Origin of the sequence: Herbidospora mongoliensis (assembly GCF_001570545.1) — a bacterium.
GTDB lineage: Bacteria > Actinomycetota > Actinomycetes > Streptosporangiales > Streptosporangiaceae > Herbidospora > Herbidospora mongoliensis.
The window spans coordinates 336,724-362,545 of record NZ_BBXD01000013.1; the positions used below are offsets into that span (position 1 = coordinate 336,724).

Below are 25,822 nucleotides of genomic sequence, written 5' to 3' on the forward strand. Positions count from 1 at the left end.
TGGGATGCAAATCTAGATATATGAATACTTGCTCATACGTTGAAGTGTGGGACTGATGAGTAGCGGACATGGACACGGTCACGCCGCAGGTCGCCATCGCCGGCGTCTAGCGCTGTCCTTCGCTCTCGTTGGCATGTTCTTCGTCGTCGAACTCGTCGCCGGCTTAATCGCCGGTTCCCTGGCTCTGTTGTCGGACGCGGGCCACATGGCCGCTGATGTCGTCACCTTGGGCGCCGCGTTGCTGGCCACGCGTCTGGCCACCCGCCCCGACAACACGGGCCGCCGTACTTATGGTTCCTACCGGGCCGAGGTCTTCGCCTCGCTCCTCGCCGTCGCCCTCATGCTCGGGGTGTCGATCTACATCGTTTTCGAGGCCATCGGCCGTATCGGCGAACCGGCGGAGGTCTCGACAGGACTGATGCTCGTGGTGGGTGGCATCGGCTTGGTGATCAATCTCATCGCCCTGTTCCTCCTTCGCTCGGGCGCCAGCGAGAGCCTCAACGTCAAGGGCGCGTACCTGGAGGTCATGGCCGACACCGCCGGATCGGTGGGTGTCATCGTGGCGGGATGGCTGGTCATCGCGACCGGGCAACCGTTCTGGGACACGGTGGCCGCCCTGGTCATCGGCGTCTTCGTCGCCGTCCGGGCGATCGGCCTGGGACGTCAGGTCTTCGCAGTTTTGGGCCAGCACGTACCTGAGGGCATGGACACCACAGTGGTGGCCACGGACCTGGCCGACATCGACGGGGTGAGCGACGTCCACGACCTTCATCTCTGGACGCTGACCTCAGGAATGAACGTCGCGACCGCCCACCTCGTCACCGACGATCCGGGCGACAATCACGCCGTCCTGGACCGAGCCCGTGACGTGCTGCGGAGCAAACACGGCGTCGCGCACGCCACGCTCCAGGTCGAACCCCGCGAACACCAGGGCTGCGACGAGATCGGCTGGTAGGGCTTTCCCGCGCGCTGGATCCACTCGCCCAGCTCGCCGATCGGACGGGAGCCATCCTCAGCATCGCTCACCGCGACGATGACAGCGGGACCGACGCCTCGTCGTGTCGGGGTGCCGCGCTCAGGGGAGGATCGCGGTGGTGAGGGTGTCTTTGATCCACCGCTCCCACTGGGCGGGTGTCCAACCCCGTTCGATGGTGAACAGCTGATAGACCTCGATACTCACGAGGCAGAAGACGATGTCCGTTGCGCGGTCCACGGTCAGTCCTGGCCGCAGCGCGTGCTTCTCGGCCAGCTGCTGCACGACCGTGCGCTGCGCGAGGTAACGCTGCCCGAGGTTGGTCTGCCACTGCGCGGCCATCTCCGGATCGGCGCCGACCGCGTCACGCACGATCTTCATGATCGGTGCCACCCGGCCGAAGACCGCGCGGGCGTTGCGCACCCAGATCGCGAGCGCGCGCCGGCCGTCCGGCTCGTCGCGCACACGCTGAGCCCAGGTCCGATCCAGCAGGGGCACCGGCTTGTCATCGCCGACGGCCAGCACGTCGACGACCTCCTTGAGCACCGTCGCCTTGTTTCCGAAGTGGAAGTAGAGCGTCTGGACCGCCACGCCGGCGCCCTTGGCGATCTGGGTGAGGGTCGTGGCCGCGTAGCCGTGCTCGATGAACAGGCTGGCGGCCTGGTCGATGATCCGGCGCCGGGTGGCGCGCGCCTGCTCCACGCGGCGCGTGCCAGGTTGGCCCTCCGCCTTGACACGTTGGCTCATTCGCTAGATCGTACTCTAGTGAATGGCTAGAGCTAGCTCTAGCCAAACTCAGCCGGAAGGGGATACCTCGTGGACACCGCGGTCAACGGCTTCCACCACGTCAAGCTGCCCGTCGCCGACCTGCCACGCAGCCGCGACTGGTACGCGCGCGTGCTGGGCCTGCAAACCCACATCGAGTTCATGGAGGAGGGCGTGCTCATGGGAGTGGCGATGCGCGATCCCGGCGGCAGCGTCGAACTCGCCCTGCGTCACGACCCGGCGCGCGCGGCCGCGCTGGCCGGGTTCGATCCGCTCGCCCTGCGCATCCCCACGTCGGCCGCCCTCGACGCGTGGCAGCAGCGCCTCGAGGACCTCGGCCAGCCGTACGGCGAGATCGTCGCCGGACACATGGGCCGGGTGCTCGTCGGCCTGTGTGACCCGGACGGTATCGAGGTGCGCCTCTACTTCCCCGCCGAGGCGCACGCCGGAGGCGAACGATGAGCTTCGACACCAAGGGGTACCGGCTGACTCCAGACGACGGGCCGCAGGTGTGGTTCCTGAACACCCGGATGAACATCAAAGCCGGCGCCGCCCAGACCGGCGGGGCGTTCACGCTCATCGAATGGTCCGCGCCGGTCGGCTTCGGCCCGCCTCTGCACGTCCACGGCGTCGAGGACGAGGGGTTCTACATCCTGGACGGCGAGATCAGCGTCGAGTGCGGCGACCAGCACTTCACCGCCGGGCCCGGAGACTTCACGTTCCTGCCACGCGGCATTCCCCACAGCTTCCTCGTCACCCAGGGTCCCGTACGCGGTCTGCAGATCACCGCGCCGTCGGGGTTCGAAGACTTCATCACCGAGATCGGTCACCCGGCGACCGGGCCAGGCCTGCCCGAACCCACCGAACCTGACCTCCCCCGCCTGATCGCGGCTGCCCAGCGCCACCACCAACAGATCCTCGGCCCGCCACCACGCTCACCCGCACAATGACCGAGCCGCACATGCCGGCACGCGTCCGCCCGCACCGACGAAGGCCACCGTCCGCCGGCTTCGGCTCCGGGAACGACGAAGGGCGCCCTCACGCACTACGAGCCTCCGCGCGATAGTGCTCTAGGAGGAAATGCGAAGAGGCTCGTATCGGTTCGACACGGACGGTCCGCGAGTTGGACCGCCTCGGTGTCAGCCGCTTCACCGCTCAGAAATCCTCCGCCACGTCGTCAGTTCTGGTAGCTCCTCGCCACCTGCGGAAGGATTGACGACCATGACCGACGCCAGATTGCCAGGCGACGACGAGGCGGCGTTCATCGCGGCGGCCCGCTCAAACGACGCGGCGCAGTTCGCCTTCATCACGGAGCGCTACCGGCGTGAGCTGCAGGTGCACTGCTACCGGATGCTCGCCAACTACGACGACGCCCAGGACATGACGCAGGAGACGTTTCTGCGGGTGTGGAACAAGCGGGAGTCGTTCAAGGGCCACGCCGCGGTGCGGACCTGGCTGTACCGGATCGCGACGAACGCCTGCCTCGACTTCCTGGAGAAGCGCAACGACCGCACACCCGTGCCCGCCGAGCTGCCCGGCGCGGGCTCGGAAGTGCGCTACCTGCAGCCCTACCCGGATCACATGCTCCCGGAGGACCCGCAAGAATCGGTGGTGGCGCGGGAGACGATCGAGCTGGCGTTCATCGTCGCCGTCCAGCACCTGCCGCCGCGGCAGCGGGCGGTGTTCATCGTGCGCGACGTCCTCGGCTGGCCGGCGTCGACGGCCGCCGACGCCCTCGAGCTGACCGTCGCATCGGTGACCAGCGCACTGCAGCGGGCGCGCGTGACGATGCGCGAGCAGCTGCCCGACCGCCGCCTCGACTGGCGGAGCCACGCCACGCACGAGCTGTCGGATGACGAGCGCGGCGTGGTGAAGTCATATATGGACGCCCATGAGCGCAACGACCTCGACGGGCTGATGGCCCTGCTGCGCGACGACCTGCGCTTCGCGATGCTGCCCAAGCCGGGCACCTTGATCGTCACGGCCAAGGACGCGGTGGACGGCTGGGTCTCCAATGGGCTCTTCCAGCGCGGCCGCGACGACTGGCGCTGCATCGCCACGACGGTCAACCGCATGCCTGCCGCCGTGCTGTACCTCCGCACCCCCGACAACCCGGAACACCGTCTGTTCACCATCGCGGTCCTGCGCATCGTCGACGGGAAGATCGCCGAGCTCACCGGATTCAGCGCCGCCGACAAACCCTGGCTGGGCCTGCCCGCGACACTGTGATCAGGCCGGCGTCCCCGAAGTCACCGCAGGATGAGCACCCGACCAGCTGAACACCACCGCCCCGCCGGCGTTCCCGGCGGGGCATCACTCGCCCGTGCTCATCGCCTCGTCTCGTACCGGGTCAGCAAGACGCCGCCGGGAAATGTCCGCGTCTCGATCAGGTCCAGGTTCACCCAGCTGTCCAACGCGGTGAAGAACGGCGTGCCGCCGCCCACTATGACCGGCACGGTGACCAGCACGTACTCGTCGATCAGCCCGGCCCGCATGGCCGCCGCCGCGAGCGTCGCGCCGCCGATGTCCATCGGGCCGCCGTCCCCGGCCCTGAGCCGGGCGATCTCGGCGACCGCGTCACCCGTGACGAGTCGGGTGTTCCAGTCGACCTTGTCGACCGTCGACGAGAACACCACCTTCGGCATATCGCGCCAGCGGCGGGCGTACTCGATCTCCGCCGGTGTGGCCCCAGGCTGCTGGTCGGCGGTCGGCCAATGGGGGCTCATCGCCTCCCACAGCTTGCGCCCGTACAGCGCCAGGCCGGTGGCCCCCACCCGGTCGGACCACCACTGGAACAGTTCGGTGCTCGGTCCATCCCCTCCACTCCAGCCGAGGTCGTCGCCGGGCGCGGCGATGTAGCCGTCCAGGGTCACGTTCATGGCGAAGATCAGTTTCCGCATCGTGCCAGCCTCCTGTGAGTCGATCTCACACGTACAGACGGGCGCGGCGCGGAAATCTCATCGGTGCGCGAGCACGACCGGATCGGGCCGCCGCGCGGCGGGGTCCATGAGTTCCGGCCACAGGCGGCAGTTGCACGGACACCGGAGGAAATGCAACCGGAAACGATCACAGGACGCCTCCCCGAAGGGAAACGCCCTGGTCAAGAGTGGAGCCGCCTTGGGGAATCGACCCCCAGACCTACGCGTTACGAGCCTCCGGATCCGCAGTCAAGGGCAGTCCTCTCAAGCTCGTTACTGTCCAAATCCGCTGGTCAGAGCACACGCGACCTCTGACGGTCAGCGGCGGACACAGGCGAACTGCAACGGAAACGGAGGCTAGGAAGCTTGATCATACGGGTGAGCTTCGCGATCTTCTTTTGCACCGTTGGGGTTTGTAGCCGTACACGAACTTTCAGATGAGCGCGGGCATCGCGGCGGAGAGGGACACGCGGCGGCCGAGGAGTCAGCGCTGAACGAGCTCATGAGCGGAAGGCCCTGACCACCGCCGCCCGCCGCGGTGACGGCGAGCACACCTGCGGGCCCCGCGCGACGAGGGTGACCCCGACCTGCGCTTCGAGACGCTGGACACGCTTCGTCAGGGCCGACGAGGACATGTGCAGCCGCCCGGCCATAGTGCTTCTCCTGCACCAGCACCAGAAAGTCGGCGACCAGCCCGAGATCCAGATTCATACGAATGGATGAGCCTCTGGCCCCATTCTGCGGCCGCTGTCGCGAATGGCACGACCGACAGCTCGGGTCTTTTTCGAAAAACGCTCAAGCACGGCCTCGCGTCATCTTGTGTCTATACACGCCTGGCATGAACGTGTTAAAACCGCATTGGCTAGCGTCCGCCGCGTAAATGTGCTGTTACTGGCACGCCCTACAACCGTTCGACGGCACGACGGAGTCGGCACACTCCGACCCTCGTACACCACCCCGGGCAAACAGCGTGGCGGCGCGCGCCTTGCCTGACTGAGTCGTGAGGTCAGGTCGACATGCACATGCACATGGACGTTCACCCGCGCAGCGCGCGAGGTGCGGCATGAGAAGAGTTCTCACCGCCCTGCTGCTGCTCGTCTCCACCCTCCTCATCCCCTCGCAGGTGAGTCCGGCGCAGGCCGCCGCCGGACCGCCGTTCGCCGCGTTGGTCTTCTCCAAGACCGCCGGCTTCCGGCACACCTCCATCCCGGCGGGCATCGCCGCCATCAGGCAGCTCGGCCAGGAACAGAGCTTCACGGTCGACACCACCGAGGACTCGGCCGCCTTCACCGCGGCCAACCTGGCCAAATACCAGGTCGTGGTCTTCCTTTCCACCACGGGTGACGTGCTGAACGCCACCCAGCAGACCGCCTTCGAGCAGTACATCAAGGGCGGCGGCGGGTACGCCGGCGTGCACGCGGCCTCCGACACCGAGTACGACTGGTCCTGGTACGGCAAGCTGGTCGGCGCCTACTTCAAGCAGCACCCCGCGCCGCAGCAGGCCACCGTCAAGGTCGAGGACCCCGCGCACCCCTCCACCGCCGGGCTGCCCGCGCGCTGGTCACGCACCGATGAGTGGTACGACTTCCGCACCAACCCGCGTGGCGCGGTCCACGTCCTGACCTCCTTGGACGAGACCAGCTACAGCGGCGGCACGATGGGCGCCGACCACCCCACCAGCTGGTGCCAGAACTACGACGGCGGCCGCTCGTGGTACACCGCGCTGGGCCACTCCGACGAGTCCTTCGCCGAGCCCAACTTTCTGAAGATGCTGCTCGGCGGCCTGCAGACCGCCGCGGGCGTGGTGCCGGCCGACTGCTCGGCGAGCCTGGACTCGTCGTTCGCCAAGGTCACCGTCGACGACAACACCTCCAACCCGATGATGCTGGACGTCGCCGCCGACGGCACCGTCTTCTACATCGACCTGAGCGGTGACGTGAAGGCGGTCAAGCCGGGCGGCGGTGTGGTCGCCTCCGGACATCTGAACGTCTTCAACGCCAACGAGAGCGGCCTGCTGGGTCTGGCCCTCGACCCGGCGTTCGCCACCAATCGCTGGATGTACCTGTACTACTCGCCCCCGTCCAATGCCGTGGACCGGCTGTCGCGCTTCGTCGTCAGGGCAGACCTGACGCTCGACCTCGCCAGCGAGAAGGTCGTGCTGGAGGTGCCCGTCCAGCGGGCGGAGTGCTGCCACCACGGCGGTGGCATGGTGTTCGACAAGGCGACCGGCGACCTGTGGCTCGCCAACGGCGACAACACCAACCCCTTCGCCTCCGACGGGTACACCCCCATCGACGAGCGCGCCGGACGGTCCAGCTGGGACGCCCAGGGCACCTCGGCCAACTCCAACGACCTGCGCGGCAAGGTCCTGCGCATCCACCCCGAGCCGGACGGCACCTACACCGTCCCCGCAGGCAACATGTTCCCGCCGGGCACGCCGAAGACCCGCCCGGAGATCTACGCGATGGGTCTCCGCAATCCCTTCCGGATCGGCATCGACCCCAAGACGCACAAGTTGCTGGTCGCCAACTACGGCCCGGACGCCGGCCAGGCCAGCGCCACACGCGGCCCGGAGAACACCGTCGAGTGGGACATCCTCAACGGCCCGGGGTTCTACGGCTGGCCGTACTGCGTCGGCAACAACAGGCCCTACATCGACTTCGACTTCGCGACGAACACCTCGAAGCAGGCGTTCAACTGCGCGGCGCCGAAGAACGACTCGCCCAACAACACCGGCCTGACCGACCTGCCCGCGGCCAAGGCCGCCACGGTCTACTACCACTACGCCGCCGACCCCGCGTTTCCCGAACTCGGCGGCGGCGGCGCACCCATGGCAGGGCCCGCCTACCGCTACGACCCGGCGCTGGTGTCGGCCCGCAAGTGGCCCGCCTATTGGGACGGCAAGGCCGTCTTCGGTGAGTGGAACCAGAATCGCCTGTACTCCTTCCAGCTCAGCGCCGACGGCTCGCAACTGGTCGACATCAACCCTTTGCTGGGCACGATGAGCTTCAAGAAGCCGATGGACATGAAGTTCGGCCCTGACGGGGCGCTGTACGTCATCGACTGGGGCTCGGGATTCGGCGGCAACAACGCCGACTCCGGCATCTACCGGATCGACTACACGAAGGGCGACCGGGCGCCGATCGCCCAGGCCAAGGCCAACAGAACCAACGGCCCCGTGCCGCTGACCGTGCAGTTCTCCAGCGCCGGATCCGCCGACCCCGACGGGACGCCGCTCACCTACGCCTGGGACTTCGACGGCAACGGCAGCGTCGACTCCACCGAGGCGAACCCCACTCGCACCTACACCACGGCGGGCAACTTCACCGCCGTGCTGACCGTGAAGGACCAGGGCGGCACGACCGCCACCGCCAACGTGCCGATCGTGGCCGGCAACACCGCGCCCACTGTGACGATCAATCTGCCGCCCAACGGCAGCTTCTTCAACTTCGGCGACCGGGTCGACTTCACCGTGACGGTCACCGACCCCGAAGACGGCACGGTCAACTGCGCGAACGTCAAGATCCAGGCCATCCTGGGGCACGACACGCACGGCCACCCGCTCGACCAGTACACCGGCTGCTCGGGCACCGTCCAGACCACCCTGTCCTCTGGGCACAGCGACGGTGACAACGTCTTCTACGTGCTGGAGGCCAGCTACACCGACCAAGGTGGCGCCGGATCCGCCGGTCCGCTGACCACCAGAACCCAGGTGCTGCTGCAGCCCAAGCACAAGCAGGCCGAGTTCTTCACGGCGACCGGGCGCGCCCCCGACGGCACCGGCGCCGGCGACCCCGGTGTGCGGGTGGAGACGACCTCCGACACACAGGGCGGCTTCAGCAACATCAGTTCCATCGAGGACGGCGACTACTGGAGCCACGACCCGGTCAACCTGTCGGCGATCGAGCGCCTGACCTTCCGCGCGGCCTCGGGCTCGACCGGAGGCACGATCGAGATCCGGGCGGGCGCCGTGGGTGGTCCGCTGGTCGGCACGGCCACGGTGACCGGTACCGGCGGCTGGCAGACCTACCAGAACTTCTCTGTCACGCTGACCAACCCGCCCACGACGAGCGGGCCGCTGTACTTCGTCGTCCGCAAGCCGACGGGCAGCACCGGCAACGGCGCGCTGATCAACGTCAACTGGACCGACTTCATCAGCAGGAGCGTCAACGGCGTCACCCTGAGCGCCAACCCCGCCGGCCTGTCCTTCGGGTCGCGCAACACCGGCACGACCAGCCCGCCCCAGGCGGTCACCGTCACCAACACCGGCAGCGCCGCGGCGACCCTGAGCGGCGTCACCGTCACCGGTGACTACGCGCGGACCAGCACCTGCGGCGCCACCCTGGCCGCCGGCGCGTCCTGCACGGTCAACGTCACCTTCACCCCCACCGCGACGGGCACCCGAACGGGCACGCTCAACGTGGCGAGCAACGACGTGAACGGCCCGCTGTCGGTGGCACTGTCCGGCAGCGGCGTCACCTCGACCACCAACCTCGCCCTCGGCGCCGCGATGACCGCCAGCAGCTCCAACGGCGGCTACCCGCAGAGCAACGCCAACGACGACAACACCGCCACCTACTGGGAGTCTGCGAACAACGCCTTCCCGCAGTGGCTGCAGGCCGACCTGCGCTCCACGCAGAACATCGGCTCGATCACGCTGAAGCTGCCGCCGCCCGCGGCATGGGCGACCCGGACCCAGACCCTGTCGGTCCAGGGCAGCACCGACGGCACGACGTGGACCACACTCAAGCCGTCCGCCCCCTACACCTTCAACCCCGCGACGGGAAACTCCGTCACGATCCCGCTGACCACCACGGGCGCGCGGTACGTCCGGCTGAACATCACCGCCAACACCGGCTGGTCCGCGGCGCAGATCGCGGAGTTCCAGGTCTTCCCGGGCGGTGGTGACCAGCCGCCGACCGTGAACCTGACGGCATCCCCGGCCACCCTGTCGTTCGCCTCAAGGACTGTCGGCAGCACCAGCCCTGCGCAGGCCGTCACGGTCACCAACACCGGCACGGGGCCGGCGACGCTGGGCACGGTCACCAACACCGGTGACTTCGCGCAGACCAAGACCTGCGGCGCCTCGCTGGCCGCCGGCGCGTCCTGCACGGTCAACGTCACCTTCACCCCGACCGCGACGGGCACCCGCACGGGCACCCTGAGCGTCGCCAGCAATGACCCGAACAGCCCGCTGACCGTCGCTCTCAGCGGCATCGGCGCCGCCGTTCCGGTCAGCAACCTGGCGCAGGGCCGGCCGACCACCGAAACCAGCCACGCGCAGACATACGCGTCCGGTAACGCCGTGGACGGCAACGCCGACACCTACTGGGAGTCGGTCAACAACGCCTTTGCGCAGTCGATCACCGTCGACCTCGGCTCCTCGGTCAGCGTCGGTCGCATCGTCCTCAAGCTGCCCCCGGCCACCGCCTGGGCCACCCGCACCCAGACGCTCACCGTCCTCGGCAGCACAGACGGAACCACCTTCACCAACGTCGTCGGTTCGGCGGCGTACACCTTCAACCCGGCCACCGGGAACACGGCCACCATCACGTTCCCCGCCACCAGCAGGCGCTACCTGCGCCTGACCATCACCGCGAACACCGGCTGGCCCGCAGGGCAGGTCTCGGAGTTCGAGGTCTACGCCTCGTAAGTCGCCCGGACCTCCGGAGGGGACGCTGTCCGTCCCCTCCGGAGTCGACTGTTCCTTAGAGCTCAATTGGACCGCGCGTGTCGGCGGCGGTTGGAGTGGGAGCCGGTTGGAGCAGCTTGCGGGGTGCGGGAACCTCAGCTGCCAGGGTTGACTTGGGGGTTCGTGGCTTGAGCATGATGAGGTAACTGGAACTGCAACTGGAAACGATCACAGGGCGCCTCCCCGGAGGGAAACGCCCTGGTCAAGAGTGGAGCCGCCTTGGGGAATCGAACCCCAGACCTACGCATTACGAGTGCGTCGCTCTGGCCGACTGAGCTAAGGCGGCATGCCGACAAGCGGCACGCCCTACTGTACAGCCTCCGCCCCCTACTCCGCGCCCACGATCAACACCGAGTCCCCTCAGCCGGAACCGCCAAATCCACCAGGTAGGCGTCCACAGCCTTGTCCACACACGGAGACCCGGTCCCGTACGCCGTATGCCCGTCCCCGTCATACGACAGCAGCACCCCGGACTCCAACTGGGCAGCCAACCCCTCAGCCCACTCATAAGGCGTAGCCGGATCCCGGGTGGTCCCCACCACCAGAATCGGCGCCGCCCCGGCCGCCGTGATCCGCAAATCAGCCTCAGATGACCGGGCAGGCCAGTAAGCACAGGCCAAGCTGTCCCACATCACAAAAGCCCCGAACCGCGGCGCCACCTCAGCCGCCCCCCGAGCCGCGGCCTCATAGGCGGCCACATCAGTGGGAAAGGCGTGATCAAGGCAGTTGACCGCCTTGTTGGCCTCTGTCTGGTTGCTCCACGAGCCGTCCATCCGCCGTCCCAGCAGCACATCCGCCATCCGCAGCAGCTGGCTGCCATCTCCGGCGAAAGCGTCCCGAAGTGCCCCCCGGAGCACCTCCCAGGCGCCCTTGTCATACAGCGGGGTGATCACCCCGAAAGCGGCCCACGTGTCGTTGATCACCCGGGAGTCGGCCTGGTTCCGCAGCGGCAGCAGGTCAGATCGCTGCAACAGGCGGGAGATCTCGTCCAGCGCCCCCTCGACGTTCCGCGATGAGAACGGACAGTCCGCGACTGTGAAGCAGTCTTCGACGAAGGCTCGCATCGCGACCTCGAAGCCCTTGGCCTGCACCTCGTTCAGATCCAGTGCGGAAACCCGGGGATCGACCGCCCCGTCCAGGACAAGTGCTCGCACCCGATCGGGGAACAGCTGCGCATAAACCGCCCCGAGGTAGGTCCCGTAGGACTTCCCCAGGTACGTCAGCTTCGAGTCGCCGAGGGCCTCGCGCAAGACGTCCATGTCCCGGGCCGCGTCGGCGGTCCCCACGTGAGCGAGCAGCGAGCCGGCGTTCTTCTCACACCCGGCGGCGAACTCCTTGGCCCCGGCGACGATCGCCGCCTTCTCTTCCGGGGTGTCCGGCGTCATGTCCAGCGACAGGTAGGAATCGAGGTCAGGCTCGGACAGACACCGTATCGGGGTGGACTCCCCCACCCCTCGGGGGTCGAATCCAATCAGGTCGAACCGTTCGAGCAGCGTCTCAGAAACAGGAGAATCCTGGACGTATTCAATGCCCGACCCTCCAGGCCCACCAGGATTGATCAGCAGTGACCCGATCGGCTCCCCGGTGGCAGGCCGCTTGGCGACGGAGATCTTGATCTTCTGGCCGCCGGGCTGGTCGTAATCCAGCGGTACGGTCAGCGAAGCGCACTCCAGGCCCTCATGGCACGGCGTCCACGACAGCGCCTTATCTTGGGCGGACGACGAGGTGGGCGGTGCCGCCGGCGCCGAACACGCGGTCGCCACCAGGGCTAACGCCAGCAGCAGGCGCCTCACGACGATTCGTAGGTTTCTTCGTACGCCTTCCGCGGCCCGCACACACTCGCCTTGGAGCACGCGCACCGCCGCCCGCCGTCGTTGAGCCGCACGATCACCGAATCGGACGGCACGTTGTGCCCGACGACCACTCCGGCGCCCTCCGGGGTGTCCACGGCCAGCCCCACCCGGGGCGCCCCGGCGCGGAACTCCTGGTAGAGCGGGTGCTCGAACTTCAGGCAGCACATCAACCGCCCGCACGCCCCGGCGATCCGCAGCGGGTTGACGGGAAGATCCTGGTCTTTCGCCATACGTACAGAAACGGGTTCGAAGTCCTTCAAGAAGGTCGCGCAGCACAGATCGCGCCCGCACGGCCCGATCCCGCCCTGCAGCCGGGCCTCGTCGCGCGGCCCGATCTGGCGCAGTTCGACGCGGGCCCGCAGGTTGCGGGCGAGGTCGCGGACCAGCGCGCGGAAGTCGACCCGGTGAGGGGCGGAGAAGTAGACCGTGTAGACGTTGTCGGCGTCGATGAAATCGATTCCGACCACCTTCATCGGCAGCTCGTGGCGCTTGATCAGACGCTTGGACACGCTGCGGGCCTCGGCGCGGCGGCGCTTGTTGGACTCGTCGCGCGTGAGGTGTTCCTCACCGGCCAGGCCGCCGCAGACGGGCAGCCCCTCGACCTCGTCGGACACCCACTGGGGAGCCCAGATGGTCTCGGCGACCTCGAAACCGGCATCCGTCGGCACGAGGACCCTTTCGCCCACCTTTGGGGAGTGGCCACCCGGATCCAGGTAGTACAACCGCCCGTATCGGGTGAAACTCACGGCCATCATCATGCCCAAGGGAGCCAGGCCTCCTCGTATGGTTACGCCTCACGCCACCCTACGCGCCCTCCTTACCAGGCAACCACTCCGTCCATGACCCGGCCGGGAATGTCCAACACCTTTCTGTACGCATTCTCGGACACCACCCCGATCTCCAGCTGGCTCTGGACGAGCATCCGGGTGTCTCCCGCGGCCAGGTCGAGCAGCCGGAGCCAGGGGCGGCCCTGGTAGAGAATCCCGGCAGGCGCGCCGCTACTCGCGTCGAACGCCATGATCGCGGCCTGGGCATTGTCCAGATCAGCCGTGCCGGTGCCCACTCCAGCGATCAGCCGGGTGCCGTCGGCGGACATCCGCACCCCGTAGACCTCGCCCTTCGTCCCGCCGAGGGTGGCCGCCAGCTCCACCTGCCGGGGCGCGGCACCGGGCTGGGCGGCGTCGATCACGTACACCTCGGAGGCGTCGGGACAGTCGAGCGTCCACGTCTGTCCGGGCAGGATCTGGCGGTCCGCCACCGGCGCGTAGAAGCGGCAGGAACTGATACTCGCCAGCGTGCCGTCTCCGGCCTGCGACGGGACGAGATCAGCTGGTGCGACATTCACCGCACCCGAGCTCGTGGTGGCAATGGGCCCACCCGGTCCTGTCAGGGGCGGGGCGATCGTCGCCATATTTCCTGACACCGCCGAAGACGGGACGACAGTAGGTGGCGGTATGACCACGACATCACCGGACGGACTGCCCGGTGAGAGCTCGACAGCCGGCTCCGAGATGTGCACCGTGACGTCCCCCATCGACAGGGGCATGTACGCGATCTTCGACCCGTCCTCATTCGCGGAGATCGACGTGAACCCCGCCGAAGGTCCGACCGACAGCGTCTGGGCAGCCCCCGACTCGGCGTCGGCGACCACGATGGTGCCGTTGCCGCCGGCCGCGCACGGGACCGCCCCGAAGACCACTTTCGTCCCGTCGCCGCTCACGGTGAAAGCGCTGAACCTGTTGCCGCTCGGCGGCCGAACCGGCAGCTCGGTGAGCGGTCCGGCCCGCCCGTCATTGTCCAAAGCGAATTGGACAATCTTGCCGGAGCAGGATCCGGCCCCGCTCATGGTGGCGTAGAAGGTCTGATTGTCCGGCGCGGCCTGGACCTGGTTGTACAACCATCCGCCGGTCGCATCGAGCCGGTCGACGGCGGCGCCGTCGGTGACACTGCGGATGTTCACCGCCACCTGGTCCCGCGCCTCGACGAAGAACCGGGGCGCCATATTCGTCGCCACCGTCTGGTCCAGCGCCCCCCGCGTCATGACCACGCTCCCGGCGATCGCCAGCCCGACCGCCAGGGCCGCCGCCACCGGCACCAGAAACCCCCTCTGAGCCCTCTCCAGGCGAAGCTCGGGCACGTCGGAGATCGTCTCGCCGGCGGCGGTCGTCGCGTCCTTCAGGCGGGAAATGACGTCGTTCATGCGTTCTCTCCAAGGATGCGCCCCAGCGCGTCCAGCGCCCGGGAGGTCGTGGATTTGACGGTCCCCCTGCTGACCCCCATCGCCTGGGCGGTCTCCTCCTCCGACAGCTCGGCGTAATACCGCAGCACGAGCGCCTCCCGCTGCCGCTGCGGCAGCCGGTGCAGGCCGTCCAGGACCTCCCGGCGTTCCGCGCCGAGTAACGCGGCCGACTCGGCCGACCAGACGGGTGGGTCGTAGGCCCCCGCGAACCACGACGGCAGCCGTCTTCGCCGCAGCACGCTGCGCGCGTTGTTCAACACCGAGCTACGCAGATAGGGCAGCGCGGCCGCCGGATCACGAAGCAGCCGCCACCGGCGATGTAGCCCGAGAAACGCATCCTGGACGGCGTCCTCCGCGCTCTCCCGGTCGCCGACCATCATCAGGGCGAGCCTGGTCAGCCCGAGCGCATGCTCCTCATAGAGCCGGCTGATCGCTTCATCTCGATCACCGGAGGAGAGGGCGATGTCCACCGTTTCGGCCTGCATGCTTCAGAGACGTACAGAACACCCCGAGGTTGCTCGCCTCCGGCCACGAATGTCCAGAGCAGGCCCGGGGTGCCGATTCGGATGTGACCATCGGGCTGATGGCTGCGTCTGTAGTGGGGTGAAGACGACATCCCTTCGCGGGACTCCATCGGCAGCCGCATCGAGCAGCTCTATCCGCCTACGTCACCCGGCAGGCCCGCGTCAGCGACCTCCGCGCCCTGATCGACGACTCCCAGGTCAGCCGTTGGGCTTCCACAGGGTCAGCGTCAACGCCTCGACGGCGATCTGCGGGTTCACGTTGGCCGCCAGTCGCTCGCGGCAGCGCATGATCGCGGCGGTGCGCTTCAGAGTGTCCTCGGGCCGCGATGCCTTCGCGGCGGCCTCGAGTTCCGCTCGCCGGTCGCCGTTGGCCAGTTCGACCTGTGACCCGAACTGCACCGCCAGCACGTCGCGGTAGAACGCCATCAGGTCGAGCAGCGCCGTGTCGAGCGACTCGCGCTTGATCCTGGTCGCCCGCGACTTCTGCGCCGTCTCCAGTTCCTTCAGCGCGCCCGCGCCACCCCTGACCAGGCCTCGGTTGAGGCCCTTCCCGGTCGAGCCCTCGCCATAGATCGCCCGGAGCTGGGAGATCTCGCTCTCGTTGAGCTGAGTGGTGGCCGCTTCGGCGTCTTCGTCGGCGGTCTTCACCAGTTTCTCGGCCGCGGTGATGCACTCGCCGACGTTGGTCAGGCTCTTGGGGATCGTCAGTACGGCCTCGCGCCGCCCCCTCGCCGACTCGTCCAGCGCCAGCCGTCGAGCCCGCGCCAGATCCCCCTGAGAGGCCCGAGCCATCGACTCCGCCACCCCCGGCGGCACGTTGTCTCTCGTCACGAGAGCATGCGCGACGGCCTGGCTGGACGGCGTCACCAAGGTCACCACCCGGCAGCGCGACCGGATGGTGATGATCATGTCGTCGATGGCCGGCGCGCACAGCAGCCAGACCGTTCGGGGCGGGGGCTCCTCGATGGCCTTCAGCAGGGCGTTGGCCGCCTGCTCGGTCGCCCGGTCGGCGTCGTCGAACAGGACCACCCGCCAGCGACCCATCGTCGACCGCCCGGCGGCCCGGAGAATGAGCTCGCGGGTCTGCTTGACGCCGTACGAGAGCCCCTGAGGCCGCACCGACTCCAGGTCGGGATGCGACCCGACCATCACCTGGTGGCACGCGTCGCAGTGACCGCACCCCTGGTCACGGCAGAGCAGCGCGGCGGCGAAGGCCTTGGCGGCGTCGAAGCGGCCGGAACCGGGCGGGCCGGTGAAGAGCCACGCGTGGGTCATGCCCGCGCCACGGCCCCCGGCGAGCACCTCGGCGGCAGCGGCGGCGGCCCGGCGCAGGACCGTCGCGGCCTGCTCCTGGCCGACGAGGTCATCGAACACGTCCACCCGGAAAGGCTAGTCCCTGATCGCGGGCATCGTTCCGGTGTTGGCCTCGGTCTCCTGCGGCACCGGGTCGGGCAGCACCTCGCGGACCCGATCCTGGATCAACCGGGACACCTCAGACTGGGTGAGCGTGCCGTCGACGACGTAGTAGCGCTCGGGGTCGCGGGCGGCCAGCGCGCGGAACTCCTTGCGGACCCGCTCGTGGAAGTCGATCGGCTCCGACTCGATGCGGTCGGCCGGGTGGGCGTGCCGCCGCAGGCCCACCGACGGCGGGACGTCGACCAGCACGGTCAGATGGGGCACCAGCCCGCCGGTGGCCCACCCGTTGATCTGGGCGACCTCGTCGGCCCCGAGGACGCGCCCGGCGCCCTGGTAGGCCAGCGACGAGTCGACGTAGCGGTCACAGACGACCATCGACCCGCGGTCGAGCGCCGGCCGGATGACCTTCTCGACGTGCTCGGCCCGGTCGGCGGCGTAGAGCAGCGTCTCGGCGTGGGCCGACAGCCCCTGATGGGCGGAGTCGAGCAGGATGGCCCGCAGCCGCATGCCGACCTTGGTCGACCCGGGCTCCCGGGTCTGGACGACGTCGAACCCCTGGTCACGCAGCCAGATCGCGAGCAGCCGCGACTGGGTGGTCTTCCCGGACCCCTCACCGCCCTCGAAGGCGATGAACATGCCCGGGACCTCTTGCGGGGGCTCGGCCCCGAACGGCTCGCCGCGCAACGCCGCCACCAGGTCGACCCGGAGCGGCACCTCAGGACGGTCGTCGAGCCGCCGCAGCGAGACGACGCCGATCGCCACGGCCAGCACGGCCCCGGCGAGCAGCACCAGGTTTGCCCCGTCGAACCGGTAGGTCAGCACGTTGATCGTCAGGTCGTGGACGCCGAAGAACCCGCCCACCAGCGCCGCCACCGCGACCACGCCCAGGAACACGACCCGGGTGACGGAGTGGAGGAAGTCGACCGGCGGCTTGCCCTCGGCCTCGGCCTCGATCATGGTGAAGCCGATGATCCAGGCGATCCCGGCGAACACCCCGGCGACGAGGGTCAGCACGACCAGGATCACCAGGTTGTGGATCAGCCCGGCGGCGGCCAGCGTGAACCCGGTCAGGATGATCGAGAGCCCGAAGAACCTGGTGCGGGAAAGCTCCTTGAGCCACCGCAGCCCGAAGTAGGCCCCCACGGCCGCGCCGACGAACACGGCGCAGAACAGCGAGGCGTATCCGGCGTCGCCGGCGCCGAGAACCGCGACATAGGCGCGTCCGACCGCCACCACGACGGAGACCGCCGCGAACACGCCGATCATGCCGATGTAGAACCGCTTGACGGCCTTGTTGGCGGTGGCGAGCCGCCATCCGTCGGCGAGCTGGGCGAGGACCGACGGCTTGGGCGCGCCGCCCGCGTGACGCAGATCGAGGGTGAACACCAGCGCCGCGGTCGCGAGGTAGCTGATCCCGGTCACCACGATCATGATCTTCCCGGCTCCGACCTCGAACCCCGAGATGACCGCCGTCAGAACGTTGACCAGGCCCGCCATCAGGGCGAACAGGAAGGCGGCGAGGGGCGCCATGGCGTACCAGGCCAGCAGGCCCACCCGGTCGGCGTCGGCCCGCCGCTCGGCCGGGACCAGCCCGGAGACCGCGGCGTCACGACCCGCGTTCCACACCAGGGACGCGCACTCGATCAGGAACATCGCCAGGATGAGCCACTGGTAGCCGCCGATGACCAGCGCGAGCAGGACCACCACGAAGCGCACCGCGTCGGCCGCGGCCATGGCCAGCCGCCAGTCGACCTTGGAGACCAGCAGCCCGGCCAGCGGCCCCAGCAGCACGGCCGGGAGCAGCTTGGCGAGGAAGACCCCGCCGACGGCCAGGCTCTGCGCCGGATAGCCGTCCCCCTGGGTGATCGTCCCGGCCAGGGCGGTCAGCGTGATCAGGGCGAGCCAGTCACCCAGCCCGCCCACTGACATCGCGGTCCACAAACGGCGGAACGGAGCGATGGTCAGCACATGGGACGGCTTTCGGGCCCGACCGGGGGTGCTCATGGTTTTAGCGTATCCAGGTGCTCGCAGCGGGTGGGGGGTGGAACAGGCCGGTTTTGCCCCGGCTGCTCATCGCCTGAGGGTATTACGAACCTGGTATCGCCGCAGTACTCATGCGCGTTCCCTCCGACTTGGGCGGGAGCGCCAACCCATCGCCCGGTCGTCACGTCAGCTCGATCACGGTGATCTCGGGCGGCGCCCCGACCCGGACCGGCGGCCCCCAGAAACCGGCGCCTCTGGTGACGTAGATCTGCATGTCGTCGATCTTGCCGAGCCCCCGTACCACCGGCTGCTGGAGCGGCACGATCCGGTCGAACGGCACCATCTGGCCGCCGTGGGTGTGGCCGGAGAGCTGGAGATCGACTCCGGCCCTCGCCGCCTCCAGGCCGATCACCGGCTGGTGGGCCAGCAGGATCGTCGAGGCCTCCCGGGAGCGGCCGTGGAGGGCGAGTTCCAGGTCAGGGCCGTCGCGCAGGGTGTCGCCTGTGACGTCGTTGACACCGGCCAGCGTGATCTCACCGCCTGGGTGGGCGATCGTCACGCGCTCGTTGGCGAGGGTCCGGATGCCGTAACCGCCGAGGGTGTCGATCCACTCCTGCGGGCCGCCCGCGAGGTAGTACTCGTGGTTTCCGGTCACGAAGTAGGCCGGGCGCCGGATGTGCTGGAGCGGGGCGGCCAGGTGGCCGAGTTCGGCGACCGATCCGTCGACCAGGTCACCGACGATGGCGACGAGCTCGGCGTCGATCTTGTTGATCTGCTCGACGATGCGCTCGGTGTGGCCGATGTTCGTCAGCGGGCCGAGGTGGATGTCGCTGACCAGGGCGATGCGCAGGCTGCCGTTGAATTTCGGCAGGGTGATCCGCACCTTCTCGATCACCGGATCGCCCAGCGCCGACTCCATGCCGAACCCGACGATCGTGCTCGCGCCGACTCCGGCGACGACGGCGGCCGTGCGGTTGATGAACAGGCGCCGGTCGGGCCGTTTGGGCGGCTCGACGACGTCTTCGAGCTGGATCTCGATCCGCTTCGGCCCGAACGTCGACCCCACCGTCGCCGGGATGACCTTGGGCGGCGGCGCCACCTTGACCGGATCGCCCCTGAAGACGCGGCTGAGGATCAGCCGGGGAATCTCCAGCGCGAGGCACATCAGCGTCAGATAGAACATGACCGCGACCCAGATGAACCCCGGCCAGGCCAGCACGTGGACGATCCACGACGAGGACATGCGGCTGCCCACCAGCGCCACCAGCAGCAGCGCGAGCATCAGCACCAGAACACCGGTCAGGGCCCGCCGCACCCACCCCGGCCGGGTGGTCTGCCGGACCAGCCGCCGATAGAGGTAGAAGTGGACGGCGAAGACGACGCCGAACACAACGACGAAAAAACCCACGGTTACCCCCTGTCGACCGCGCTCATGCTACGAGTAAAAACCTCGTGCGGCGCGACCGGGGAGGCCGCCTGTGGACAACCTGACGCCTGTGGACAACTCAGCCTGCGCGGCGGACCGCGCAGGCTGACAAGCTGTAAAACGGTTACTTCGCCTTCGTGTTCGCCCGAGCCGTCGGCTTCGCCGTGGTCGACTTCGCCGCGGCGGTTTTGGCCTTCGCGGCGGTGGCGGTGGTCTTCTTCGCCGGAGCCTTCTTGGCGGGCGCCTTCTTGACCGGGGCCTTCTCCCGCCGCTCGGCGAGCAGCTCGGCCGCGCGCTCGATGGTGATCTCCTCGACCGTGTCGCCCTTGCGCAGCGACGCGTTCGACTCGCCATCGGTCACGTAGGGCCCGAAGCGGCCCTCCTTCACCACGACCGGCTTCTTGGACACGGGGTCGTCGCCCAGCTCACGCAGCGGCGCGGCGGCGGCCCTGCGGCCCCGCTGCTTCGGCTGCGCGAAGACTTCCCCGGCCTGCTCGACCGTGATCGTGAGCAGTTCCTCCTCGGTCGTCAGCGACCGGGAGTCGGTGCCCTTCTTGATGTAGGGGCCGAACTTGCCGTTGTGCGCGACGACCTCCTCGCCGTCGATCACCCCGACCACGCGGGGGATCGTCAGCAGCCGCAACCCGTCGTCGAGGGTGATCTCCTCGGGGTCCATCGTCTTGAACAGCGAGCTGATGCGCGGCTTCGGCTGATCGGCCTTCTTCGTCCGCTTCTTCGGGGCGTCGGCGGCCGGCGGCTCCTCCGGGAAGACCTCGGTCACATAGTGGCCGTAAGGCCCGTTGCGTACCCAGATCGTGTGCCCGGTCGACGGGTCGAGGCCCAGCTCACGGGCGCTGGACGGCTGGGCGAACATCTCTTCGGCCTTCTCGGCCGTCAGCTCGTCGGGCGTGACGTCGCTGGGCACGTTGACCTTCGAACCTTCGCGGTCGAGGTAGGTGCCGTAGCGGCCGACGCGGATGACGATGTCGGTTCCCTTGATCGGGAACGAGCTGATCTCCTTGGCGTCGATGTTGCCCAGGTCGCTGACCAGGTCCTTCAGGCCCTCTTCGCCGTCGCCGCCGTCGCCGAAGTAGAAGCGCCGCAGCTCCGGCACCCGCTCCGCGCGGTCGTTGGCGATGTCGTCGAGGACCTTCTCCATCTCGGCCGTGAAGTCGTAGTCGACCAGGTTGCCGAAGTGCTGCTCCAGCAGGTTGACCACGGCGAACGCCAGGAACGACGGCACCAGCGCGGTGCCCTTCTTGAACACGTAGCCGCGTTCCAAAATCGTCCCGATGATCGACGCGTAGGTCGACGGTCGCCCGATCTCGCGGTCTTCCAGCTCCTTGACCAGCGACGCCTCGGTGTAGCGGGCGGGCGACTTGGTCGCGTGCCCCGCCGGGGCGAGCTCGAGAAGGTTGACCGCCTGGCCCTCGGCGAGGTTGGGCAGCCGCTTCTCGGAGTCGTCGCGGTCGGTCGTCGGGTCGTCGGCGCCTTCGACGTAGGCCTTCAGGAAGCCGTAGAAGGTGATCGTCCGGCCGGTGGCGCTGAACTCGGCCTGCTCGCGGTCGGCCAGCACCTTGACCGAGACCGACTCGCCCTCGGCGTCTTTCATCTGGGAGGCGACGGTCCGCTGCCAGATGAGCTCGTAGAGGCGGAACATGTCACCGGACAGCCCGGTCTCGCCCGGAGTGCGGAACTCCTCACCCGACGGGCGGATCGCCTCGTGGGCCTCCTGAGCGTTCTTGACCTTGCTCGTGTAGGCCCTCGGCTTGTCGGGCACGTAGGCCGCGCCGTAGAGCTTGATCGCCTGGCTGCGCGCCGCGGCCACGGCCGTCCCCGACAGCGTGATGCTGTCGGTACGCATGTAGGTGATGAACCCGTTCTCGTAGAGCTTCTGGGCCACCTGCATGGTGAACTTCGCCGAATACCCCAGCTTGCGGCTCGCCTCCTGCTGGAGGGTCGTCGTCCGGAACGGCGCATAGGGCTTTCTCGTGTACGGCCTGCGCTCGACCGACCGTACGGAATAAGAAGCCCCATCGAGCCGACCGGCCAGCGCGGTAGCCGCCGCCTGGTCGAGGTGAAGCACATCCTGCCTGGTCAGAAGGCCATCAGAGCCGAAGTCTCGGCCCTGGGCGACCCGCTTGCCCGCGACGGACAGCAAAGTCGCGCCGAACCGGCTGGGATCGTCACTGTCCAGCCCGGTGTCGAAAGCGGCTGAAAGATCCCAGTAGGAGGCACTCGTGAACGCGATGCGCTCCCGCTCCCGCTCGACCACCAGACGCGTCGCGACCGACTGGACGCGACCGGCCGACAGCCCCTGCTTGACCTTCTTCCAGAGAACCGGGCTGACCTCGAAACCGTAGAGACGGTCGAGGATGCGCCGGGTCTCCTGCGCGTCGACGAGACGCAGGTTGAGGTCTCGCGGATTGGCGACGGCGTCGCGGATCGCCTGCGGGGTGATCTCGTGGAACACCATGCGGTGGACGGGCACCTTCGGCTTCAGAACCTCGCGCAGGTGCCACGCGATGGCCTCGCCCTCGCGGTCCTCGTCCGTCGCGAGATAGAGTTCGTCGGCCTCTTTCAGAAGCTGCTTCAGCTTCGAGACCTGCGACTTCTTGTCGCTGTTGACGATGTAGAGCGGCTCGAAATCGTCGTCGACGTTCACGCCGAGCTTGGCCCAGGCCTGGCTCGCGTACTCCTCCGGGATGGTGTCACCCTTCCCCGGGAGGTCGCGGATGTGGCCGATGCTGGACTCGACGACGTAACCGCGCCCGAGGTACCCGGCGATCGTCTTCGCCTTAGCGGGCGACTCGACGATCACCAGGCGGGTTCCGCCGGCGTTGCCGTTGTTCGCTGGCACGCTGCTACCTACCTCGCTGTTCGCTGCTTATCCCCGTCGGTGTGGGCCTTTTCACGGTAACCCGTCACGAGCGGCCCTCCCCCTCGGGCTACCCGGGTGGGCCCCGGTCTGTAACCACCTGGACCCGTTATCCCACGAGGACGCACAATAGAGCCCATCGGACTCCACCGTCCCCAACGGGAGACTAATCGCTGTGCTCGACTACTCCTACATGGAGCTGTTCCTTCCACGCGGAACATCGCGTGAAGCGGCCCGTCGACTTCTGACAGAGCATGCCGAGTACGGCCACTGGGAACTCGATCGCCTGCGTCTCTATTCCGACGGCAGCCGGAGGGTCTGGCTGCGACGGAAGATCATACGCGTCGTCAGCACTCTGTAAACATGGCTTTGCCCGCCCCGGGCCGCGCCCCCGAGACGGGCAAAGCTTTCCCGCCTCCCCCAGCGGGAACCGCCCGGCCGGGGGAGACACCTGTTCGCACGCCGCCTGACGGCGGCGGCACGTTTTACTTACTTACGGCGACCGAACCGCAGGCGGCGGGCGCCGGCGAAGAAGGTCGCGGAGGCGGCGAACATGGCGCCCAGCAGCAGGGCGGCCAGCGAGCCGGAGTTCATGCCCGTGATCGAGTCGGGCTGAGCGGCGCTCATCAGGCCGAGACCGCCGACCGGCAGGGCCGAGGTGGCCGAACCGAGCGAACCCGCGACCGGCAGCGCCTGAGCGGCGCCGGTGACCGGAGCCAGCGGGCTGGCCTGCGCGTTCTTGCTGGGAACCTTGCCCTTGGACGCGGCCGGGACGGCCGGCGCACCGGGCAGGCCCGGCAGCGCCGGGAGGCCCAGCATGCCGGGCAGGTCGCCGACGAGCGGCAGACCGGCGGCGCTCATCTTGGTCAGCTGACGGGCCGAGCTCGAAGCGGGCAGGGCGGGCAGCGGACCGGAGTTCTCGGCCGCGTCGATCTTGCCCCAGCTCTTGGTGAGGTTGTCGTAACCGTCACCGGTGGTGTGGTTGACCGAACGGCCGACCTTGCTGCCTCCGAGGCACCCGGCCGCGGCGTCGCCCAGCCCGGCGACCGCGTTGCCGCACGCGTTGATCGGGGCCGTGATCGGCGCGATGACCTGGTTTCCGGCGAGCACGCCGGACTTGCCGTCGGTCTTGTTGCCACCGCCACCGGGCCCGCCGTCGGCGGAGACGTCACCGGTGCAGTGGGCCTCGGCCCCGCCCGCCGCAGCGACGGCGTTGCCGCACGCGTTGATCGGGGCCGTGATCGGCGCGATGACCTGGTTGCCCGCGACGACCCCGGACCGGCCGGAGGTGGTGTTGCCACCGGCCCCCTTGCCGCCGTTCTTGACCGAGGCGCCGCCCTTGCAGCCGGCGAACGCCTCGCCGAACAGGGCGACCGCGTTGCCGCAGATGTTGATCGGCGCGGTGATCGGCGCGATGACCTGGTTGCCCGCGACGACCCCCGAACGGCCGTCAGTGGAGTTGCCGCCGGCACCGGTGCCCGGCGTGGTGTTGACCGACTCGGAACCGCCCTTGCATCCTGCCAGCGCGCCCCCGATGGCGTTGCCGCAGACGTTGACGGGCAGGTTGACCGGGGCGATCACCTGGTTGCCGCTGCCGGCGCCGAACCGGCCGTCGGTGTCGTTGCCGGTCGAGCCCGGCTTGCCGGGACCGTGCTGGTATTTCGGACCGGGGTCGCCGTTGGTCGTGGACGAGCCGCCCTTGCAGCCGGAGAACGCGTCGCCGAAGACCGCGACCGTGACGCCGCAGACGTTGATCGGCGCGCTGACCGGTGCGATGACCTGGTTGCCGCCGAGGGCGGCGGAGCGCCCGGAGGTGGTGTTGCCGCCGGGGCCGACGCCGGTGTTCTTGACCGTCGAGCCGCCCTTGCAGCCCGCGACCGCGTCGCCGAAGATGGCCACCGCGTTGCCGCAGGCGTTGACGGGGGCGCTGATGGGCGCCGTGACCTGGTTGCCGCCGAGCAGGCTGTTGGCGCCGCTCGTGGTGTTCTTGCCGGCGCCGCCCTGACCGGACGTCTTGACCTCCGAGCCGCCCTTGCACCCGGCGTCGGAGTTGCCGAACAGCGAGATCGCGTTGCCGCAGGCGTTGATCGGCGCGCTGACCGGCGCGTTCACCTGGTTGCCGCCCAGAACACTGCTCTTGCCGGAGGTGCTGCCCTGGATGCCCTTGCCGCCGGTCTCGCTGTTGTCGACGGACGCGCCGCCCTTCGACGTGGCGGTCGAACCGCCCGCGACTCCGACGGCGTTGCCGCTCAGGTCGATCGGAAGGGAAATCGGCAGGTTGACCTGGTTACCGCCACCGACCGAGCTCTGCCCGTCGGTGTCGGCGACAGCGGTGCCCGTGCCGAGGGCCATGACGCCGACCGCGAGAAGTGCCGCGGGGGCAGTGCCCTTCGTCCACGTTCGCATGATGAAGCTCCATTTTTTCTGGGGGTACCTGACAACTCGTGACTGAAGGACTCCAGGCCGAAGGCACAGCGGTGCCATGGAGCGTCACGAGGATGGGGAAATCGCGCGACTGACGCGCTGAGAGAAGAGATGCCTGCCCGGCAGGGGACGCCAGGACTCAGGCGAGACCGATCACCGGATCGCAGGATCAGTCAGGGGAGAAAGACGGGTCGTCCGCCGCTGTGCGGACGACCGGGGGAAGCACGGCCGCCAGGGGAACAGGCAGAGCCGCGGGACGCGGTCCGGCGAAGGATCGCGTGACATCCCCGAAAGAGATGGAACCGCCGCCGTTGGGGGGAACAAGACCGTTGCCCTGAGAATGCTCGGCGGAGGCGGGAGGAGGCGCGACCGGGGCGGACGAGCTGGTCAGCCCGTCGACATTGCGCCCGGCCATGGCCTGCGCGTCGCCCGCCGTGGGGAACCCGTCGGCGATCTGCACCGACCCGGCGACGACAGGTGAGGGGGCGGGGCCGGTGGAGGCATGCGCCTCACCGGCGAACCCGAAGACCACTCCGAGCACCCAGCCGACGGCGATCAGACCACCGACGGCCAACAGGCGACTCAGCCAGGAAACGGCCGCGAACCGCGCCATCCGAGCTTCCCGGCTCCCGGCCGGGACGGCCGCGCCCTCACGCCGGTCAACGACGGGCGCGAACGCCCCTCGCTGAACACGCGGCATGCGGAACACGCGACCTCCCAGGTGCCGTCGA

At 68.7% G+C, this 25,822-nt stretch carries 19 protein-coding genes and 1 tRNA gene; 6 read left to right on the forward strand and 14 right to left on the reverse strand.

From position 1 onward, the window contains the following. The first annotated feature begins 55 nt into the window (after nt 1-55). Nucleotides 56-955: a cation diffusion facilitator family transporter gene (locus AW272_RS18675; RefSeq protein ID WP_066366647.1), complete on the forward strand. Its 900-nt coding sequence runs from the start codon at nt 56-58 to the stop codon at nt 953-955. Nucleotides 956-1,075: 120 nt separating this feature from the next. On the opposite strand, the gene AW272_RS18680 is transcribed toward AW272_RS18675, so the two are convergent. Continuing rightward, nucleotides 1,076-1,720 carry a TetR/AcrR family transcriptional regulator gene (locus AW272_RS18680; RefSeq protein WP_066366650.1) on the reverse strand — a complete coding sequence of 215 codons (645 nt, stop codon included), beginning with the start codon at nt 1,718-1,720 and terminating at the stop codon, nt 1,076-1,078. 69 nt (nt 1,721-1,789) lie between these two features. Here AW272_RS18680 and AW272_RS18685 point away from each other — a divergent pair, with 69 nt between their 5' ends. The 3 genes from AW272_RS18685 to AW272_RS18695 all read left to right on the forward strand — a co-directional run bounded on the left by AW272_RS18685 (nt 1,790) and on the right by AW272_RS18695 (nt 3,967). After that, nucleotides 1,790-2,200 carry a VOC family protein gene (locus tag AW272_RS18685; RefSeq protein WP_066366651.1) on the forward strand — a complete coding sequence of 137 codons (411 nt, stop codon included), beginning with the start codon at nt 1,790-1,792 and terminating at the stop codon, nt 2,198-2,200. Further along, entirely contained in the window at nt 2,197-2,688 is a 492-nt protein-coding gene (locus tag AW272_RS18690) for a quercetin 2,3-dioxygenase (RefSeq protein ID WP_066366652.1), read from the forward strand. The genes AW272_RS18685 and AW272_RS18690 overlap by 4 nt, the downstream gene beginning before the upstream one ends. A 271-nt stretch (nt 2,689-2,959) precedes the next feature. After that, nucleotides 2,960-3,967 (forward strand): RNA polymerase subunit sigma-70, encoded by a 1,008-nt coding sequence (locus AW272_RS18695; protein ID WP_066366654.1) that lies wholly within the window; start codon nt 2,960-2,962, stop codon nt 3,965-3,967. Between the two features lie 98 nt (nt 3,968-4,065). Here AW272_RS18695 and AW272_RS18700 read toward each other — a convergent pair whose 3' ends face one another. Continuing rightward, the gene (locus tag AW272_RS18700) at nt 4,066-4,638 is read right to left on the reverse strand and encodes a dihydrofolate reductase family protein (RefSeq protein WP_066366656.1); all 573 of its coding nucleotides are present in this window, start codon (nt 4,636-4,638) and stop codon (nt 4,066-4,068) included. 518 nt (nt 4,639-5,156) lie between these two features. Beyond that, on the reverse strand, nt 5,157-5,309 hold the full coding sequence (locus AW272_RS46025) for a helix-turn-helix domain-containing protein (RefSeq protein ID WP_083958439.1): 153 nt from the start codon (nt 5,307-5,309) through the stop codon (nt 5,157-5,159). A gap of 410 nt (nt 5,310-5,719) precedes the next feature. On the opposite strand from AW272_RS46025, the gene AW272_RS18705 reads away from it, so the two are divergent. Next, complete coding sequence (locus tag AW272_RS18705; protein ID WP_066366657.1) at nt 5,720-10,309, forward strand: ThuA domain-containing protein; 4,590 nt, start codon at nt 5,720-5,722, stop codon at nt 10,307-10,309. A gap of 248 nt (nt 10,310-10,557) precedes the next feature. Here AW272_RS18705 and AW272_RS18710 read toward each other — a convergent pair. The 9 genes from AW272_RS18710 to topA all read right to left on the reverse strand — a co-directional run bounded on the left by AW272_RS18710 (nt 10,558) and on the right by topA (nt 22,649). Beyond that, a tRNA-Thr gene (locus AW272_RS18710) sits at nt 10,558-10,634 on the reverse strand. Between the two features lie 58 nt (nt 10,635-10,692). Next, a complete protein-coding gene (locus AW272_RS18715; protein WP_245657617.1) occupies nt 10,693-12,141 on the reverse strand; it encodes an alpha/beta hydrolase in 1,449 nt (482 codons plus the stop codon). Beyond that, a complete protein-coding gene (locus AW272_RS18720; RefSeq protein WP_245657625.1) occupies nt 12,138-12,953 on the reverse strand; it encodes a PSP1 domain-containing protein in 816 nt (271 codons plus the stop codon). The genes AW272_RS18715 and AW272_RS18720 overlap by 4 nt, the downstream gene beginning before the upstream one ends. A gap of 65 nt (nt 12,954-13,018) precedes the next feature. Beyond that, nucleotides 13,019-14,401, reverse strand: a complete 1,383-nt coding sequence (locus tag AW272_RS18725) for a TolB-like translocation protein (protein WP_066366659.1) — start codon at nt 14,399-14,401, stop codon at nt 13,019-13,021. Next, nucleotides 14,398-14,925, reverse strand: coding sequence for a SigE family RNA polymerase sigma factor (locus AW272_RS18730; protein WP_066366662.1), 528 nt, complete (start codon nt 14,923-14,925; stop codon nt 14,398-14,400). The genes AW272_RS18725 and AW272_RS18730 overlap by 4 nt, the downstream gene beginning before the upstream one ends. A gap of 237 nt (nt 14,926-15,162) precedes the next feature. Further along, nucleotides 15,163-16,344, reverse strand: a complete 1,182-nt coding sequence (locus AW272_RS18735) for a DNA polymerase III subunit delta' (RefSeq protein WP_066366664.1) — start codon at nt 16,342-16,344, stop codon at nt 15,163-15,165. A 9-nt stretch (nt 16,345-16,353) separates the two neighbouring features. Next, on the reverse strand, nt 16,354-18,384 hold the full coding sequence (gene tmk, locus AW272_RS18740; protein WP_066366667.1) for a dTMP kinase: 2,031 nt from the start codon (nt 18,382-18,384) through the stop codon (nt 16,354-16,356). 160 nt (nt 18,385-18,544) lie between these two features. Further along, nucleotides 18,545-19,771 carry a metallophosphoesterase gene (locus AW272_RS18745; RefSeq protein WP_066366670.1) on the reverse strand — a complete coding sequence of 409 codons (1,227 nt, stop codon included), beginning with the start codon at nt 19,769-19,771 and terminating at the stop codon, nt 18,545-18,547. A 142-nt stretch (nt 19,772-19,913) separates the two neighbouring features. Then, a complete protein-coding gene (gene topA / locus AW272_RS18750) occupies nt 19,914-22,649 on the reverse strand; it encodes a type I DNA topoisomerase (protein ID WP_066366672.1) in 2,736 nt (911 codons plus the stop codon). 211 nt (nt 22,650-22,860) lie between these two features. Between topA and AW272_RS45080 the strand changes: the two genes are divergently transcribed. After that, a complete protein-coding gene (locus AW272_RS45080; RefSeq protein WP_439649040.1) occupies nt 22,861-23,028 on the forward strand; it encodes a DUF5703 family protein in 168 nt (55 codons plus the stop codon). Nucleotides 23,029-23,156: 128 nt separating this feature from the next. On the opposite strand, the gene AW272_RS18760 is transcribed toward AW272_RS45080, so the two are convergent. Both AW272_RS18760 and AW272_RS18765 read right to left on the reverse strand, forming a co-directional pair. Continuing rightward, nucleotides 23,157-25,073: a chaplin family protein gene (locus AW272_RS18760; protein ID WP_169807566.1), complete on the reverse strand. Its 1,917-nt coding sequence runs from the start codon at nt 25,071-25,073 to the stop codon at nt 23,157-23,159. A 187-nt stretch (nt 25,074-25,260) separates the two neighbouring features. Then, nucleotides 25,261-25,791, reverse strand: a complete 531-nt coding sequence (locus AW272_RS18765; protein WP_245657618.1) for a hypothetical protein — start codon at nt 25,789-25,791, stop codon at nt 25,261-25,263. Nucleotides 25,792-25,822 lie beyond the last annotated feature (31 nt).